Raw genomic sequence first — 14,985 nt, forward strand, 5'->3', positions numbered from 1 at the left:
ATTGACCATGATCGCAAGGTCGCATAATCTATGCCGCACCCGCCGTCCCAACCTTCAACTGTCTGTGGGACATTGCCGGCCAAGAGGCTGCTTGCGCTCTCCGTCGATGCCAGCCTCTGTGTGCTTACCACCTGGCTCGCCTTCTATTTGCGCCTTGACGATTGGGTGTTGTTGTCTGGCCGCCCTCTTTGGGCCGCGGTGGCATCGATGGGCATCGCGTTGCCCATTTTTATCGTCTCGGGCCTCTATCGCGCCATTTTCCGATATTCGGGATTACCGGCGATGATCGCCGTGCTGAAAGCTATCGTGGTCTATGGCCTCGTATACTCCGCGATTTTTACCGCAATTGGCGTGAATGGCATACCGCGCACTGTGGGCCTTATCCAACCCATCTTGCTTTTGTTGACAGTGGGCAGTTCCCGAGCCATCGCCAGATATTGGTTGGGCGGATTGTATCGCGGGCAACTGCAGCGCAACGCCCTGCCTAAGGCGCTCATATATGGCGCAGGCTCAGCTGGCAGGCAGCTTGCGGCCGCCATGGCCAATAGCCCGGAAATGCGGGTGGTCGGGTTTCTGGACGATGATGATCGCCTGCACGGTCGGATACTGAACGGCTTGGCGGTCTATTCGCCCGCCGATTTGCCCATGCTGGTCGCCTCCTTGGAGGTAGACGATGTGTTACTCGCGTTGCCATCGGCCGGCCGCCATCGTCGCAACGAAATTCTGCGGAGAGTATTACCCGCTCGGGTATCCGTGCGCACGCTGCCGAGCGTGACTGATCTGGCCCAAGGGCGGGTCAGTATTGCGGACGTGCGGGAGTTGGACATCGATGATCTGTTGGGCCGGGAGCCCGTGGTGCCCGACCCTCAATTGTTGTCCCGAAATATTACCGGCAAGATGGTTCTAGTGACGGGAGCAGGCGGCTCGATCGGAAGCGAACTGTGTCGACAGATTGTGAACCTTGGGCCGGCCGCGCTCTTGCTGGTCGAGCAAAACGAGTATGTGCTGTATGAGTTGCATCAGGAACTGAGCGCACTGCAGGCCGATGCCGGCAGCCCTACGTTCAGGCTGGTGCCATTGCTGGCTTCGGTACGCGACGAGATTCGCATGGGCGAGATCATGGCGGCATGGAGGCCTGATACCGTTTACCACACGGCAGCCTATAAGCACGTGCCTTTGGTGGAGCACAATCCCGCGGAAGGGGTGCGCAACAATGTTCTCGGCACGCTAACCGTTGCCCAGGCAGCAATTGCCCAGCAAGTCGCGGATTTTGTGTTGATCAGTACCGACAAGGCCGTTCGGCCCACCAATGTGATGGGTGCGACGAAGCGGCTAGCGGAGATGGTGCTGCAGGCGCTGGCGGCGGAGAAAACCGTCACCAAGTTTTCCATGGTCCGTTTCGGAAATGTGTTGGGCTCGTCTGGGTCGGTGGTTCCTAAATTTCGTCATCAGATCAAGACGGGCGGACCGATTACGCTGACCCACCCGGAGATCACGCGTTATTTCATGACAATCCCCGAGGCTGCGCAGCTGGTGATTCAGGCGGGGGCTATGGCCAAGGGTGGGGACGTTTTTGTTCTGGACATGGGCGAACCTGTCAAAATCATCGATCTGGCGCGCCGGATGGTGGAGCTGTCTGGCTTGAAGATGAGGACCGCGCAAGAGCCCGACGGAGATATCGAGATTGAAGTCACCGGATTGCGGCCAGGAGAAAAGCTCTACGAAGAACTCCTGATCGGAGATAGTCCCGAGCCTACTCAGCATTCTCGGATCATGAAAGCCCATGAAGACTGTCTGCCTTGGCCTGTGCTTCAGGGAAAGCTAGATGAACTGCGATGCGCTTTGGAGGTGAATGATATTCCTACCGTACGCACCTTTCTGCTGGCGCTGGTATCAGGCTACCGCCCGAATGGCGGTATTGTGGATTGGATACATCTGGAACGTGGTATGTAAGGGGCTGCCGATACGACTTCAGGCCGCAGCCGCCCTTCTTAGGCAACTGAAGCGCCGCTGTCGGAATCCTAGCGCGCCGGGTTTGTTGTAAATTGCCAGGATTGTGCTTGCGGTTTGTCGGTGGACTTACCGGTGCCACGCCAGTTTCCGCGCGTACCGTCCGGATCTCTTTAGCTCTTATCGATGCCAACACGCATTCTTATCGTTCGTACTTCGTCATTGGGCGACCTCGTCCATATGCTGCCAGCAATTTCTGATATTGCCAGGTATGTTCCCGACGCCGAGATTGACTGGATCGCTGAAGAAGCGTTCGCCGAGATTCCCTTGTGGCACCCTGCGATCAAGGAAGTCATCAAAGTGGCCCATCGCCGTTGGCGAAAGGCATGGTGGTCCGCGCAGGTGAGGGCAGAGCGGAAGGTTCTTCGGGAAAGGCTACGCTCGAAACAGTACGACGTCGTACTGGACATGCAAGCCTTGCTGAAGTCCGCTTGGTTGGTCCACCAGGCGTGGGGCGTGCGCCATGGGCTGGATTGGCGGTCGGCGCGCGAGCCATTGGCTTCGCTTTTCTACAACGTTCGCCATCGGGTGGAGTTTTGGCAGCCGGCGGTAATCCGCCAACGTAAATTGGCAGCGCTAGCATTCGGGTACCAATGCACAGGTTTGCCGGATTTCGGGCTGCAGTCTTTCGGTCGCGAGGTGAGACAGTCCGCTGATCTCATACAACAGATCGGAAGTGAGGGCTTGAATGCCAACGACCTGCCGCGGCTTCACCATGTGGACAACGACCGCGGCTACGCAGTAATCATGCCTTCGGCCAGCCGCGAAGACAAACTCTGGCCCGAAGAGGATTGGCGAGCTGTGTTCCGTCGCTTGCGCGATGCTGGCTGCACCTTGAAGTTGCTGGCTGGCAACGAACAGGAGGCCGAGCGTGCCGGACTACTGATCGCCGGCATGGACGGCGCCGAAGTTATGCCCCGCATGGACCTGACTTCGGTGGCGCGCCTGCTGGCCGGTTCGCGCCTGATGGTGGGCCTGGACAGCGGCCTGACGCATCTGTCGGCGGCCCTGGGCCGCCCCACGATCGGCATCTACCGGGCGTCGACCCCGGTGCGCACGCCGCTGGTCGGCTCGAACTACACCGCCAGCCTGGGCGACCGCGGCGCTTCGCCGTCGCGCGAGGCCGTGATGGCGTCGGTGGAGCAGGCGCTGGCCGCCCAATGACATGAAACGCGGCGTCTACACCCTGGCGCTCAGGGCCCTGTCGCCGCTGGTCTGGCTATGGATGGGCCGCCGCGCCAGGCGGGCGGGCAGCCAATGGGAAATCTTCTCGCCGGAACGGTTCGGCCGGCTGCCGGCCGCGGAGTCCTCCGCGCCGCAGGCGGCTCCCGTCTGGGTGCACGCCGTCAGCCTGGGCGAGACCCGGGCCGCCCAACCCTTGCTGCAGGCGCTGCTGGACCGCGGCCTGCCGGTGCTGCTGACACATGTAACGGCGACCGGGCGGGCCGAGGGCGCACGGTTGTTCCAGGACGCCATCGCCCGCGGGCAGTTGCGCCAGGCCTGGCTGCCGTACGACTTTCCCGGCGCGGCCCGCCGCTACATGGCCGGCCGTCGGCCCCGCTGCGGGCTGTTGATCGAACGGGAGATCTGGCCGAACCTGCTGGCCGCCGCCCGGGAGGCGGGCGTGCCCATGGCGCTGGTCAGCGCGCGGTTTTCGGCGTCATCCCTGCGCCAGGCGGGCCGGATGGGCAGCGTGATGCGCGAAGCCCTGGCCGGGCTGGACGCGGTCTTGGCGCAGACCGCCGAGGACGCCGCGCGGCTGGCGCAGGCGGGCGCAAGGCCGCCCGTCGTGACGGGCAACCTGAAGTTCGACCTGGAATTGCCGGAGGCGCAGGTGCGGGCCGGGCAGGCGTGGCGCGAACGGCTGGGCCGGCGCGTGGTGGCCGTAGCCAGCACGCGCGAGGGCGAGGACGGCGGTTTCATCGAGGCGATCAAGCGCCACGCCAAAATTCCGGGGACGCATGAATGCCCCCTGTTTCTGCTGATTCCCCGCCATCCCCAACGCTTCGACGAGGTCGCGCGCCTGCTGGAGGACGCGGGCCTGCCGTACACGCGGCGTTCAGGGGGCGCGGATCCGAGCCCCGAGACCGTGGTGCTGCTGGGCGATACGCTGGGCGAGATGGCGTTCTACTACGCCGCCTCGGAAGTCGCGATCGTCGCGGGCAGTTTCGCGCCGCTGGGCGGGCACAACCTGATCGAGGCGTGCGCAGCGGGGGTGCCGGTCATCGTCGGGCCGCATACGTTCAATTTCAAGCAGGCGGCCGAAGACGCCATCCAGGCGGGCGCGGTGCAGCGCGCGCCCGACGCGGGGCAGGCGGTGGACGCCGCGATGGCGCTGCTGGCGGACGAGGCGCGGCGCCGGCGCGGCGGCGAGGCGGCGCGGGCCTGGTTCGGCGCGCATGCGGGCGCCACCCGGCGGACGCTGGAGGCCTTGGCGCCCTGGCTGGACGCCCGGGCAGAGCCTTAGGGAGCGGCCCGCGGGACCAGCGTGACCGCGCCGGGATTCAATTCCTGGCTGAAGCGGCGGGTGTCGCGCCCTTCGTCTTCGGGGCGCATGCCCAGCCAGCCCTGGCCCAGCGCATAGACGCCCAGGTTCGCCAGCAGGATGAGGATGAAGAGCACGCGCATGCCGGGCCTCGCTCAGGCGTTGGCGTCCAGGGCGGCGCGGGCGACCGCGGCCAGTCCGTCCAGGACGGGGTGATCCAGGTAGACCGGCACGGGCGCGGCGCCGAAGGCCCCGCCGGCATCCGCCAGCAGGCGTTCGATTTCCTGGTGCACTTCGGGCCAGCCGCCGCCCGCCGCGTAGATCTGTGGCGTCTGGCCATAGCGCTGGCGTCCGGCCAGCCATTGGCGCACGACCGCGCCGGCCTGCGCCGCGGCGATGCCCGAGGCGATGGCCTCGTGCGTGTCCGTGGGGTAGGCCACGACCTGGCCGTTGGCGACCGGCAGGTTGGCGGTGCCGTGCGCCAGGGCGTTGCGCATCATGGCCGGGCCGGGCAGGATCAGCCCGCCGGCAAAGACGTTGTCGGGGCCGACTGTGTCGATGGTGGTGGCCGTGCCGAAGCTGGCCAGCACGAAGGGCGGATGCGTGCCGGGCAGGCGCGACAGCACGCCCAGCAGCGAGGCCCAGCGGTCGGCGCCCAGTTGCGTGGGCACGCGGTAACTGTTGACCAGGCCCAGCGTGGAGGCCTGCGAAGGCGACCACGCCACGGCGCAGCCGTGTTTTTGCAGGATGGCGGCAATGGCCGCTCCGCGGGCTTCGCCGGCGACGTTCACGCCCAGCGCGCGCGTGGGGCGGCGCGCCAGCGCGGCCAGCCAGCGGTCCAGGGCGTCCAGATCCACGCCCTCGAAGGCGACCGCCGCCGGTTCGCGCGGCGTGTCGGGGTTGGCGGCGTCCAGCCAGCCCACCTTGAGACGGCTGTTGCCGGAGTCGATGAGGATAATCATGCTTGGCGTCGAATCGAGATTTCACCGACCAGGATCGGCGTGGCGCCCTCGGGCGTTTGCACCAGCAGGCGGCCATGGTCGTCCACGCCGCAAGCGGTGCCGCTAAGAAGAATAGCGCCCTTGTCCAGGACGTTGACCTTGCGGCCGGCCAGGGCGTCCACCTGGCCGAAACGCCGCTTGAACGCGCCGAAGCCTTCGCGCTCCAGGTCCAGGATCGCGTTATGCCAGGCCGTGGCGCTGGCGCAGACCAGATCGGCGGCCGTGGCGGCGCGGGAGGCGTGCGCCTGCACCTGGCTCCAATCGGCGACCTCGCGGTCCAGCGCGAGCGACAGCCGGTCCGCGTCCATCAGGTTCACGCCCATCCCGATGACGACGGTGTAGCCGGCTTCGCGGCCGCCGGGGTTGCGGGTGGTCTCGACCAGCACGCCCGCGAGCTTGGCGTCGTGCCATTGCACGTCGTTCGGCCATTTCATGCACAGGCCCGCCGCGCCAGGGCCGGCGACGGCGCGCAGGGCTTCGCACGCGGCCACGCCGGCCAGCGGCGACAGCGCGGGCAACTGGGCGGCGGGCAGGCGCACGTCGAATGCGCAAGAGAACATCAGGGTGGAGCCCGAGCGGTTCTGCCAGGGCCGGCCGGCCCGTCCGCGCCCCGTTTCCTGCAGGTGCGTGCCCAGCAGCCAGGGTTTGCCGGCCGCGCCCGCGCGTGCGCGCGCCAATAGATCGGCATTGGTCGACCCGGTGCTGCCGGTCCAGGCGATGTCTTGGAAGGCGGGCAGGCGCGCGGCCAGTTCCCGGGCCAGGGCTTCTGGCGCGGGCAGGTCGATTGGTGGGACTTGATCGGGCATGGCGGCGATTGTAGGGCACGCGGCCCGCCCTCGCGGTCCGCCTGCGCCTGCGTATATCATTGGCGATACATTTTGCATGGATATTCTCTCTGCATGCCGCATTCCGTTTCGTCCGCACCCGCCGCCGCGCCTTTTCGCCATGAAGGCGACGTTTGCCACATGGCCGGCGACTGGAGCGTCCTGGCGCTGGCCGAGCCCGGCGAAGTGGAACGCCGCCGCCAGGTCCTGTCGCGGGCGGCCCGCAACGGCGCGCGCTGGGACCTGCACGGCATCGGCCGCCTGGATACGATCGGCGCCTTGCTGATCTGGCAGGCCTGGGGCGAAAAGCTGCCCGAGCGCGTGCGCTGGTCGCCCGGCCAGCAGGACGTTTTCAATGCGCTGGCCATGAACAAGGGCGGCACGCCGGCCGCGGCGCCCACGGCCGATCCCTGGGCCTGGCTGCGCGCCGTGGGCGGGGCCGTCTTCAAGGCGGCCGAGAACGGCTGCGCGCTGCTCACCATGCTGGGGCAACTGGTCCTGGACCTGGGCGCCATGCTGCGGCGGCCGCGGCTGGGGCCGTGGCGCGAGATCTCGGCGCAGGTGTACCGCACCGGCGCGCAGGCGCTGGGCATCACGGCGCTGGTCGGTTTCCTGATCGGCGTGGTGCTGTCCTACCTGTCGGCGCAGCAGTTGCAGATGATCGGCGCCGACCGTTTCATCGTGCGCCTGCTGGGCGTGTCGATCGTGCGCGAGCTGGGGCCGGTGCTGGCCGCCATCCTGGTCGCGGGCCGTTCGGGCTCGGCCATTACGGCGCAGATCGGCGTCATGCGCGTGACGCAGGAACTGGACGCGATGCTGGTCATGGGCATTTCGCACGGGCAGCGCCTGATTCTGCCGCGCGTGGTCGCGCTGGCCGTGACCATGCCGCTGCTGGTCCTGTGGACCGACGCCATGGCGATCCTGGGCGGCATGCTGGCAGCCCAGGTGCAGTTGGGCGTGTCGGCGCAATGGTTCCTGCAGTCGCTGCCGGACGCCATTTCGCTGACCAACTACTGGATCGGCGTGCTGAAGGGAGTGACTTTCGGCATGTTGATCGCGCTGATCGCCTGCCATTTCGGCCTGCGCATCCAGCCCAACACGGAAAGCCTGGGGCGCGGCACCACCACGTCGGTCGTCACGTCCATTACCGGCGTGATCCTGCTGGACGCGCTGTACGCCGTGGTCTTCAGTTCGGTGGGCATCTGATGAACGGCGCGACCCAGAACCGCTTGTTCACGGAAGACGGGGTCACCGTCGAGCCCGTCATCACGGTGCGCGGCCTGCGGACCGCGTTCGGCGACCACGTCGTGCACGACAACCTCGACTTGACCGTCTTCCCGGGCGAGATCCTGGTGCTGGTGGGCGGGTCGGGCACGGGCAAGACCGTGCTCCTGAGGCAGATCATCGGGCTGGACCGGCCGGCGGCGGGCACGGTGAGGGTGCTGGGCCATTCGCTGCTGGAGCTGAGTCCGGGCGAGCGCCGGCGCCTGTCCTACCGCTGGGGCATGCTGTTCCAGGCGGGGGCGCTGTTTTCCGCGCTGTCGGTGTTCGACAATGTGGCATTGCCGCTGCGCGAGCTGCGCACGGTGCCGGAAGACCTGGTGCGCGACGTCGTCATGTGTCGGCTGGCCATGGTGGGCCTGTCCGCGCGCGATGCCGACAAGCGGCCGTCGGACCTGTCCGGCGGCATGGTCAAACGCGTGGCGCTGGCGCGCGCGCTGTCGCTGGATCCGGAATTGCTGTTCCTGGACGAACCCACGGCCGGCCTGGATCCCCTGCGGTCCGACGAATTCGTGGACCTGGTGCGCAGCCTGCACCGGCAGTTGGGGTTTACCGTGGTCATGGTGACGCACGATCTGGATACGCTCCTGGCCCTGGCCACGCGTGTCGCCGTGCTTGCCGACAAGCGGGTGATCGTGTGCGACACGGTGCCGGAAGTATTGAAGGTCGATCACCCGTTCATTCACACGTTCTTCCTGGGCGAGCGCGGCTTGCGCGCGCTGGGGGATCTGGCGCCGAAGGGATTGCATCATGGAAAACCGTAGTCATGCGCTCATGGCCGGTATCTTCACGCTGGTCTTGCTGGCTGCCGCTGCCTTGGCGGCCGTCTGGATCGGCCGGGACCGGACCCAGTTGCAGCCGTACGAAATCATCTCCGCCACCGCCGTCAGCGGGCTGAATCCGCAGTCGACCGTGCGCTATCAAGGCGTGCCCGTCGGCAAGGTGCAGTCGCTGGCCCTGAATCCGGACAAGCCGGGGCAGGTGCGCATCCGCATCGGCATCGCGCCGAACACGCCCATCACCGAATCGACCTGGGCGGAGCTGGGCGTGCAGGGCGTGACGGGCATGTCCAACGTGGAACTGCGCGACGACGGCAGCTCGATGGCGCGCCTGGAGTCGTCGGCGGCCCATCCCGCCGCCATTCCGCTGCGCCCCGGCTTTCTGGACCGCGTCGAGCAGCGCGGCGGCAAGCTCATCGCGAACGTCGAAGAGGTCACCGAGCAGCTTCGCCGCGTGCTGAGCGAGCAGAACGTGCAGGCGCTGACCGCCAGCCTGCAGAATGCCACCGACCTCACGCAATCTCTGAAGGAGGCCAGCCGCGACCTCGCGCCGGCGATGGCCAAGGTGGGGCCGCTGATGGATTCGCTGGGCAATGCGTCGCGCCAGGCGGACCGCGCCGCGCGCGAGGTGGGCGACCTGGCGCAGCAGGCCCGCCAGTCCGTGGCGCGCCTGACGGGTCCCGGCGGCGCCTTGTCCGCCGCGACCAGCAGCCTCAACGACATCGCCCTGGCCGCCGCGCGGCTGGACGGCGAAACCCTGCCGGCGATCACCGGCATGGCCGCCAACGTCAGCGAGGCCGCGCGGGGCGCGTCCGTTACCCTGCGCCGTGTGGACAACACGCCGCAATCGTTCCTGTTCGGCCCGGCTCCCCGCGAACCCGGACCCGGCGAAGCCGGCTTTGCCGGATTCGGGAGATAAGCCAAATGACGAAGATGCATAGCGCCGTTTTCATCCTGACCCTGGCCCTGGCGGGTTGCGGCATCGGCCGCGTGCCCGCGCCGCCCACCGCGTTCGATCTGGGCCTGGACGCCAGTCCCGTGCCGGCCCTGCCGGCGCGCCAGCCCATCGCGATGGTCTTCCAGGCCGTGCCCAGCCTGTCCGACACCAGCGTGATCTGGCGCGTGGGCGACAGCGCCGCGCCCAAGGCCTATGCCACCTACCGCTGGGCTTCGTCGCCGACGGAGCTGGTGCGGCAGCGCATCGCCGACCGCCTGTCGCGCCAGGGGCCGGTGCTGAACGAGCGCGTCAGCCTGCAGACGCCGCAATTGCAGGTGTACTTGTCGCAGTTCGAGCAGGTGTTCGCCGCCGACGGCCAATCCAGCGAGGGACGCATCCTGTTGCAGGCGGTGCTGGTGGAAGGCCGCGCCGTATTGGGCCAGAAGCGCATCGCGGTGCAGGCGGCCGCGCCGACGCAGGATGCCGCGGGCGGCGTGGCGGCCTTGCGCCAGGCCAGCAGCGAGGCCGCGGATCAGTTGGCGCAATGGCTGGCCGCGACCCTGAAACCCTCGCCCGGGACGGGCGGTTAACATCGTTTTTTTTCCGTTTCTTGAGTTTCGCCATGTCCGCACGCACTGAAACCCACGCATTCGTCGGCGCCGCCGGCCGCATCGATTGCGCCGTCGATTGGCCCGCCGGCGCGCCGCGAGGCTGGGCGCTGGTGCTGCATCCGCATCCGCTGCAGGGCGGCGCGCGCGAGAACAAGGTGGTCACGACCTTGTCGCGGGCCTGCGTGCAGCACGGCCTGGTGGCGGTGCGCCCGAATTTCCGCGGCGTGGGCCTGTCCGAAGGCGCATTCGACAAATCGGTGGGCGAGACCCGGGACATGCTGGACGTGGTGGCGCAGATGCGTGAACTGCATCCTGAACTGGCCCAGGCGCCGTGGGTGCTGGCGGGCTTTTCCTTCGGCACCGCGGTCGCCGCGCAGACGTATGCCGCGCTGGCGGAGCAGGGCGATCCGGCGCTGCCGTCCGCCCTGATGCTGATGGGCCCCGCGGTGAACCGCTTCCAGTCGCACGAGGTGCAGGTGCCCGGCGACACGCTGCTGGTGCACGGCGAAGAGGACGAAGTCGTGCCGCTGTCCGAGGCCATGGACTGGGCGCGCCCGCGTTCCATCCCGGTGGTCGTGGTGCCCGGCGCGTCGCATTTCTTCCACGGCAAGCTGCTGGTGCTGCGCCAGTTGGTGCAGGCGCGGTTGAAGGTTGCGCTGGATTGAGACGCTGGGGTGGTGTCTGACACCCGGGGAAGCCGGCTTCAGCCTGATGAACGTCTCGTACGGGTGTCAGACACTTCTTCATATGCGCCCGTGTCTGACACCCGTACGAAACACGCGTCCGGATATAGAGGCCTTCCCGGGTGTCAGACACCCACCAAACCTCCCAGGTTGCATCACGTTGCATGTTTTAGCCGCAAGGGGAACCCTGCACGGGCGAAGGTGGTCCTATCGACTGCCTATAATTGTCAGCCACTTGACCCGCGCCGGCGGGCGTCATTCCTGGACCCACGTTGCCGATGAAGAATTTGCCTTACTCCGCTCACTCCCCCGTCGTCTTTACTCGCCGCCTGCTTTCCGGCGCGGTGCTGTCGGCGATGCTCGCGGCCTCGATGCCGGCCTGGGCGCAGCAACAGCAGGCTCCCGCCGCCGCCCCGGCCGCCGCGCCGGCGCCGTCGGCTTCGGCGGTGGTCCCGGTGGGCGATGTGTCGGCCGTGCCGGCGCCCACGATCGCGGCCAAGGCCTGGATCGTGATGGACGTGAACAGCGGCCAGACCCTGGCGGCCTCCAATCCGGACATGAAGGTGGAGCCGGCCTCGCTGACCAAGATCATGACGGCGTACGTCGTGTTCAACGCGCTCGATGAAAAGCGCCTGACGCTGGAGCAGACCGTGCCCGTGTCCGAACACGCCTGGCGCACGGGCGGTTCGCGCATGTTCATCGAACCGCGCAAGCCGGTCACGGTGGATGAACTGAACCAGGGCATGATCGTGCAGTCCGGCAACGACGCGTCCGTGGCGCTGGCCGAAGCGGTCGGCGGCAGCGAAAGCGCGTTCGCCTCGCTCATGAACCAGGAAGCCGAGCGCCTGGGGCTGAAGAATACGCACTTCATGAACGCCACGGGCCTGCCCGATCCGCAGCACATGACGTCCACGCGCGACCTGGCGATCCTGTCGTCGCACCTGATCACCGATCATCCGGATTTCTTCCACTACTACAAGCAGAAGAGCTACACCTACAACAAGATCACGCAGCCCAACCGCAACCGCCTGCTGTGGGCCGATCCCTCGGTGGATGGCATGAAGACCGGCCATACCGATTCGGCGGGCTATTGCCTGGTGTCGACCGCCGTGCGCGGCGACCGCCGCATCCTCGTGGTCGTGGTGGGCACCGACAGCGAGGCCACGCGCGCCGAAGAGAGCCTGAAGCTGCTGAACTGGAGCTTCCAGAACTTCGACACCGTGAAGCTGTTCGACAAGAGCCAGCCCGGCATCGACGTGCGCGTCTGGGAAGGCATGGCCGAAATCGTCAAGCTGGGCCCGCCCAACCCCGTGTCGATCGCGGTGCCGCGCGGCAAGGCCGGCGACCTCAAGCCGGTGGCGCAGCGCACCGATCCGCTGATCGCGCCCCTGGCCAAGGGCCAGCAGGTCGGCACCCTGCAATTCACGCTGGACGGCAAGGTGCTGCGCAGCGAGCCGCTGGTGGTGCAGGACGCCGTGGAGCGCGCGGGCTTCTTCGGCCGCATGGTCGATACCGTCAAGCGCTGGTTCGAATAAGGGTTTCGGGCCACGGGCGCCGCGCCGCGGGCGCGCCGCAGGTGTAAGCTAGCGACGGGCGTTTCGTGATGAAACGCCCGTATTTCATTCCCGGGACGGACCTGGCGGTTCGTCCCTATCTTTTCCTTTTCAGGAGTGCCTCATGATTCCGGGCGTGCCGGGCGAAAGCCAGGTGTATCTCAACGGTGAATTCCTGCGCGTGGACGAGGCCAAGGTCTCCGTCCTCGACCGCGGCTTTATTTTCGGGGATGGCATCTACGAAGTCGTCCCCGTGTACCACGGCAATGCGTTCCGCATGGCCGAGCACCTGAACCGCCTGGACCGCAGCCTGGCTGCCCTGCGGATCGCCCAGCCCTTCGGCCGCGAAGGCTGGATCGACCTGATCCAGCAATTGCTGGCGCGCACCGACATGGAAACCTGCATCGTCTACCTGCAAGTGACGCGCGGCGTGGCCAAGCGGGACCACCAGTTCCCTTCCGTTCCGGTCGCGCCCACCGTCTTCGGCATGGTTTCGGCCTGGTCGCCGCCGACGGCCGCGCAGCGCGCCCAGGGCGTGGCCGCCATCGGCATTCCCGACGAACGCTGGCTGCATTGCGAGATCAAGTCGGTTTCCCTGCTGGGCAACGTGCTGGCCAAGCAGCAGGCGGTCGACGCCCAGGTCGACGAGGTCGTCCAGTTCCGCGACGGCTACCTGACCGAAGGCTCGTCCACCAACATCTGGGTGGTTTCCGGCGGCAAGCTGCTGGCGCCGCCCAAGAACAACCTGATCCTGGAAGGCATCCGCTACGGCCTGATGGGCGAACTGGCCGCCGAGGCGGGCATCCCGTTCGAGTCGCGCCGCATCTCCCAGCAGGAGGTGGAGCAGGCGGACGAACTGATGCTGTCTTCGGCCACCAAGGAAGTGCTGGCCATCGTCTCCCTGGACGGCAAGCCGGTGGGTTCGGGCAAGCCCGGCCCTGTTTTTGAGCAATTGCGTGCGGGTTATGATGCCCGCATCGCCGCGCTGTAGACCGTTGTTCCGGGCGGCCCTCGGGGCCGTCCGGGGGTTCCGCGGGCACTTGCCGGCGCACCGTTTGCCCCCATATAAGAACATTCAGGGCAACAATCTTCCCAGGTAACCGTCATGCATATCCCGCCCGAAGACTCTCTCATCGAGTACCCCAGCGACTTCCCCATCAAGGTCATGGGCAAGCAGCATCCCGAATTCGCGCAGACGCTGACCGAGGTTGTGCTGCAGTTCGATCCCGGCTTCGACGCCGCCACGGTGGAAATGCGGCCCAGCAAGGGCGGCAACTACCTGGGCCTGACCTTCACGGTGCGCGCCACGTCGCGCGAACAACTGGACGAGCTCTACCGGGCGCTGCACGGCCATCCGATGGTGTCCATCGTTCTCTAGAGCGGGCCGGCTGTGATCAAGTGGCTCGCGCGGCCCGCGGATTACCTGTCGGTCTGGCAGGAGATGCAGGCCTACACCAACCTGCGCGGCGCCGACACGCCCGATGAGATCTGGCTTTGCGAACACGCGCCGGTCTACACCCTGGGCCAGGCCGGGCTGCCGCAACACGTGCTCAACCCCGGCGACATCCCCATCGTCCGCTGCGACCGTGGCGGACAGGTGACCTACCACGGCCCCGGGCAGGTCATGGCGTACGCGCTGTTCGACCTGCGCCGCGCGGACATGTACGTGAAGGAATACGTGAATCTGCTGGAAGGCGCGGTCATCGATACGCTGACCCAGATGGGCGTGGTGAACGCCTGTCGCAAGCCCGGCGCGCCGGGCGTCTACGTGCCCGATCCCGACGGGGGCGAACTGGCCAAGATCGCCGCGCTGGGCATCAAGATCCGCAACGGCCGGGCCTATCACGGCGTTTCGCTGAACGTGTCGATGGACCTGACGCCCTTCCTGGGCATCAACCCCTGCGGCTACCAGGGGCTGCGGACCGTCGACATGGCGAGCTGCGGCGCGCGGCGCGCGCCCACCGAGGCGGGCGACGCGCTGGGACGCAACCTGGAGCAGGCCTGGCGCCGAGCGAGGAACAAGACATGAAGACCTATAGCGCGGCGGACGTCGCCGCCACCACGCCCGAACAACTGGCCCGCCTGCGGGAAGAAGGGCCCGCCGAGGACTACGCCGCCTGGATCCGGGCGGCCGCCGAACTGGGGCTGACGGAAGCCCAGGCCATCTACGGGCAGATGCTGCTGGACGGCGCCGGCGTCGAGCGCGACCAGGCGGAAGGACTGGCGTGGTTCAAGCGCGCGGCCAACGCCGACCATCTCATGGCCATCAACATGGTGGGCCGCTGCTACGAGAACGGCTGGGGCGTGGCGTCCGATGACACGGTCGCGGCGTACTGGTTCCGGCTGGCCGCGGACCGGGGGCTGGACTGGGGCATGTACAACTACGCCCACATGCTGCGCGGCGGCCGCGGCGGCGTGGCGCAGGATTCCGCGGCGGCGCTGGCCCTCTACCAGCAGGCGGCGCAGGCCGGGCACGTGAAATCCATCGGCATGGTCGGCCGCTATTACGAAGCGGGCGACGCGGTCGAGCAGGACATGGAGCGCGCCTTCGACTGCTACCGGCGCTGCGCCGAAGGCGGCGATTTCCGCGGCATGTTCCACCTGGGCCGGCTGCTGCTGTTGCGCGGCCGCAAGGAAGACGCCGCGCAATGGCTGGCCCGCGTGCCCGAGACGGCCACGCCCGCCTTCCTCCGCGAAGCCAACGCCATGCTCCAGGCCAGCGGATTCCCGGCGCTGTATGAGGCGTAGATTCTATGGTTTCACGCAAGCCTGCTTGGCCAGGAAGAGTTCTTGGTCGAAGGGTTTGCGTGATTTCCATACG

General features: G+C 67.2%; 15 protein-coding genes and 1 pseudogene. 13 read left to right on the top strand and 3 right to left on the bottom strand.

Annotated features, from left to right (window positions below; all coding sequences use genetic code 11):
• Positions 1-30: 30 nt before the first annotated feature.
• From AVE30378_RS31505 to AVE30378_RS31515, 3 genes are all read left to right on the top strand, one after another.
• Positions 31-1,953: a polysaccharide biosynthesis protein gene (locus tag AVE30378_RS31505; protein WP_129246994.1), complete on the top strand. Its 1,923-nt coding sequence runs from the start codon at positions 31-33 to the stop codon at positions 1,951-1,953.
• A 183-nt stretch (positions 1,954-2,136) separates the two neighbouring features.
• Positions 2,137-3,174, top strand: coding sequence for a lipopolysaccharide heptosyltransferase I (gene waaC, locus AVE30378_RS31510; protein WP_129246996.1), 1,038 nt, complete (start codon positions 2,137-2,139; stop codon positions 3,172-3,174).
• 1 nt (position 3,175) lies between these two features.
• Entirely contained in the window at positions 3,176-4,477 is a 1,302-nt protein-coding gene (locus AVE30378_RS31515; RefSeq protein WP_129246998.1) for a 3-deoxy-D-manno-octulosonic acid transferase, read from the top strand.
• On the opposite strand, the gene AVE30378_RS32690 is transcribed toward AVE30378_RS31515, so the two are convergent.
• Genes AVE30378_RS32690 through AVE30378_RS31525 form a run of 3 tightly spaced genes read right to left on the bottom strand, consistent with a single transcriptional unit; the run spans position 4,474 to position 6,302 of the window.
• Entirely contained in the window at positions 4,474-4,638 is a 165-nt protein-coding gene (locus AVE30378_RS32690) for a hypothetical protein (protein WP_165360353.1), read from the bottom strand. The genes AVE30378_RS31515 and AVE30378_RS32690 overlap by 4 nt on opposite strands.
• Before the next feature lie 12 nt (positions 4,639-4,650).
• Positions 4,651-5,457 carry a type III pantothenate kinase gene (locus tag AVE30378_RS31520; RefSeq protein WP_129247000.1) on the bottom strand — a complete coding sequence of 269 codons (807 nt, stop codon included), beginning with the start codon at positions 5,455-5,457 and terminating at the stop codon, positions 4,651-4,653.
• Positions 5,454-6,302, bottom strand: coding sequence for a biotin--[acetyl-CoA-carboxylase] ligase (locus AVE30378_RS31525; protein ID WP_129247002.1), 849 nt, complete (start codon positions 6,300-6,302; stop codon positions 5,454-5,456). The genes AVE30378_RS31520 and AVE30378_RS31525 overlap by 4 nt, the downstream gene beginning before the upstream one ends.
• A gap of 93 nt (positions 6,303-6,395) precedes the next feature.
• Here AVE30378_RS31525 and AVE30378_RS31530 point away from each other — a divergent pair, with 93 nt between their 5' ends.
• From AVE30378_RS31530 to AVE30378_RS31575, 10 genes and pseudogenes are all read left to right on the top strand, one after another.
• Positions 6,396-7,526 carry an MlaE family ABC transporter permease gene (locus AVE30378_RS31530; RefSeq protein WP_129247004.1) on the top strand — a complete coding sequence of 377 codons (1,131 nt, stop codon included), beginning with the start codon at positions 6,396-6,398 and terminating at the stop codon, positions 7,524-7,526.
• Complete coding sequence (locus tag AVE30378_RS31535) at positions 7,526-8,365, top strand: ABC transporter ATP-binding protein (RefSeq protein WP_129247006.1); 840 nt, start codon at positions 7,526-7,528, stop codon at positions 8,363-8,365. Before AVE30378_RS31530 ends, AVE30378_RS31535 begins: the two co-directional genes overlap by 1 nt.
• The gene (locus AVE30378_RS31540; RefSeq protein WP_208742476.1) at positions 8,352-9,299 is read left to right on the top strand and encodes an MlaD family protein; all 948 of its coding nucleotides are present in this window, start codon (positions 8,352-8,354) and stop codon (positions 9,297-9,299) included. Before AVE30378_RS31535 ends, AVE30378_RS31540 begins: the two co-directional genes overlap by 14 nt.
• Positions 9,300-9,304: 5 nt before the next feature.
• Positions 9,305-9,907: an ABC-type transport auxiliary lipoprotein family protein gene (locus AVE30378_RS31545; RefSeq protein ID WP_129247008.1), complete on the top strand. Its 603-nt coding sequence runs from the start codon at positions 9,305-9,307 to the stop codon at positions 9,905-9,907.
• 32 nt (positions 9,908-9,939) lie between these two features.
• Positions 9,940-10,593 (top strand): alpha/beta hydrolase, encoded by a 654-nt coding sequence (locus tag AVE30378_RS31550; protein WP_129247010.1) that lies wholly within the window; start codon positions 9,940-9,942, stop codon positions 10,591-10,593.
• A gap of 296 nt (positions 10,594-10,889) precedes the next feature.
• A complete protein-coding gene (locus AVE30378_RS31555) occupies positions 10,890-12,146 on the top strand; it encodes a D-alanyl-D-alanine carboxypeptidase family protein (protein ID WP_129247012.1) in 1,257 nt (418 codons plus the stop codon).
• Positions 12,147-12,288: 142 nt separating this feature from the next.
• Positions 12,289-13,155, top strand: a complete 867-nt coding sequence (locus AVE30378_RS31560) for a D-amino acid aminotransferase (RefSeq protein WP_129247014.1) — start codon at positions 12,289-12,291, stop codon at positions 13,153-13,155.
• 102 nt (positions 13,156-13,257) lie between these two features.
• Positions 13,258-13,542, top strand: a pseudogene (locus AVE30378_RS31565) (YbeD family protein); the annotation flags it as partial.
• Between the two features lie 12 nt (positions 13,543-13,554).
• Positions 13,555-14,193 carry a lipoyl(octanoyl) transferase LipB gene (gene lipB / locus AVE30378_RS31570; RefSeq protein WP_129247018.1) on the top strand — a complete coding sequence of 213 codons (639 nt, stop codon included), beginning with the start codon at positions 13,555-13,557 and terminating at the stop codon, positions 14,191-14,193.
• Positions 14,190-14,912, top strand: a complete 723-nt coding sequence (locus tag AVE30378_RS31575) for a tetratricopeptide repeat protein (protein WP_129247021.1) — start codon at positions 14,190-14,192, stop codon at positions 14,910-14,912. The genes lipB and AVE30378_RS31575 overlap by 4 nt, the downstream gene beginning before the upstream one ends.
• Positions 14,913-14,985 lie beyond the last annotated feature (73 nt).

Source organism: Achromobacter veterisilvae (genome assembly GCF_900496975.1).
Classification (GTDB): Bacteria; Pseudomonadota; Gammaproteobacteria; order Burkholderiales; family Burkholderiaceae_B; genus Achromobacter; species Achromobacter veterisilvae.

Coding starts and splice junctions, on each gene's coding strand:
- AVE30378_RS31505 (WP_129246994.1), top strand. CDS start 31: ATGCCGCACCCGCCGTCCCAACCTTCAACTGTCTGTGGGACATTGCCG.
- waaC (WP_129246996.1), top strand. CDS start 2,137: ATGCCAACACGCATTCTTATCGTTCGTACTTCGTCATTGGGCGACCTC.
- AVE30378_RS31515 (WP_129246998.1), top strand. CDS start 3,176: ATGAAACGCGGCGTCTACACCCTGGCGCTCAGGGCCCTGTCGCCGCTG.
- AVE30378_RS32690 (WP_165360353.1), bottom strand. CDS start 4,638: ATGCGCGTGCTCTTCATCCTCATCCTGCTGGCGAACCTGGGCGTCTAT.
- AVE30378_RS31520 (WP_129247000.1), bottom strand. CDS start 5,457: ATGATTATCCTCATCGACTCCGGCAACAGCCGTCTCAAGGTGGGCTGG.
- AVE30378_RS31525 (WP_129247002.1), bottom strand. CDS start 6,302: ATGCCCGATCAAGTCCCACCAATCGACCTGCCCGCGCCAGAAGCCCTG.
- AVE30378_RS31530 (WP_129247004.1), top strand. CDS start 6,396: ATGCCGCATTCCGTTTCGTCCGCACCCGCCGCCGCGCCTTTTCGCCAT.
- AVE30378_RS31535 (WP_129247006.1), top strand. CDS start 7,526: ATGAACGGCGCGACCCAGAACCGCTTGTTCACGGAAGACGGGGTCACC.
- AVE30378_RS31540 (WP_208742476.1), top strand. CDS start 8,352: ATGGAAAACCGTAGTCATGCGCTCATGGCCGGTATCTTCACGCTGGTC.
- AVE30378_RS31545 (WP_129247008.1), top strand. CDS start 9,305: ATGACGAAGATGCATAGCGCCGTTTTCATCCTGACCCTGGCCCTGGCG.
- AVE30378_RS31550 (WP_129247010.1), top strand. CDS start 9,940: ATGTCCGCACGCACTGAAACCCACGCATTCGTCGGCGCCGCCGGCCGC.
- AVE30378_RS31555 (WP_129247012.1), top strand. CDS start 10,890: ATGAAGAATTTGCCTTACTCCGCTCACTCCCCCGTCGTCTTTACTCGC.
- AVE30378_RS31560 (WP_129247014.1), top strand. CDS start 12,289: ATGATTCCGGGCGTGCCGGGCGAAAGCCAGGTGTATCTCAACGGTGAA.
- AVE30378_RS31575 (WP_129247021.1), top strand. CDS start 14,190: ATGAAGACCTATAGCGCGGCGGACGTCGCCGCCACCACGCCCGAACAA.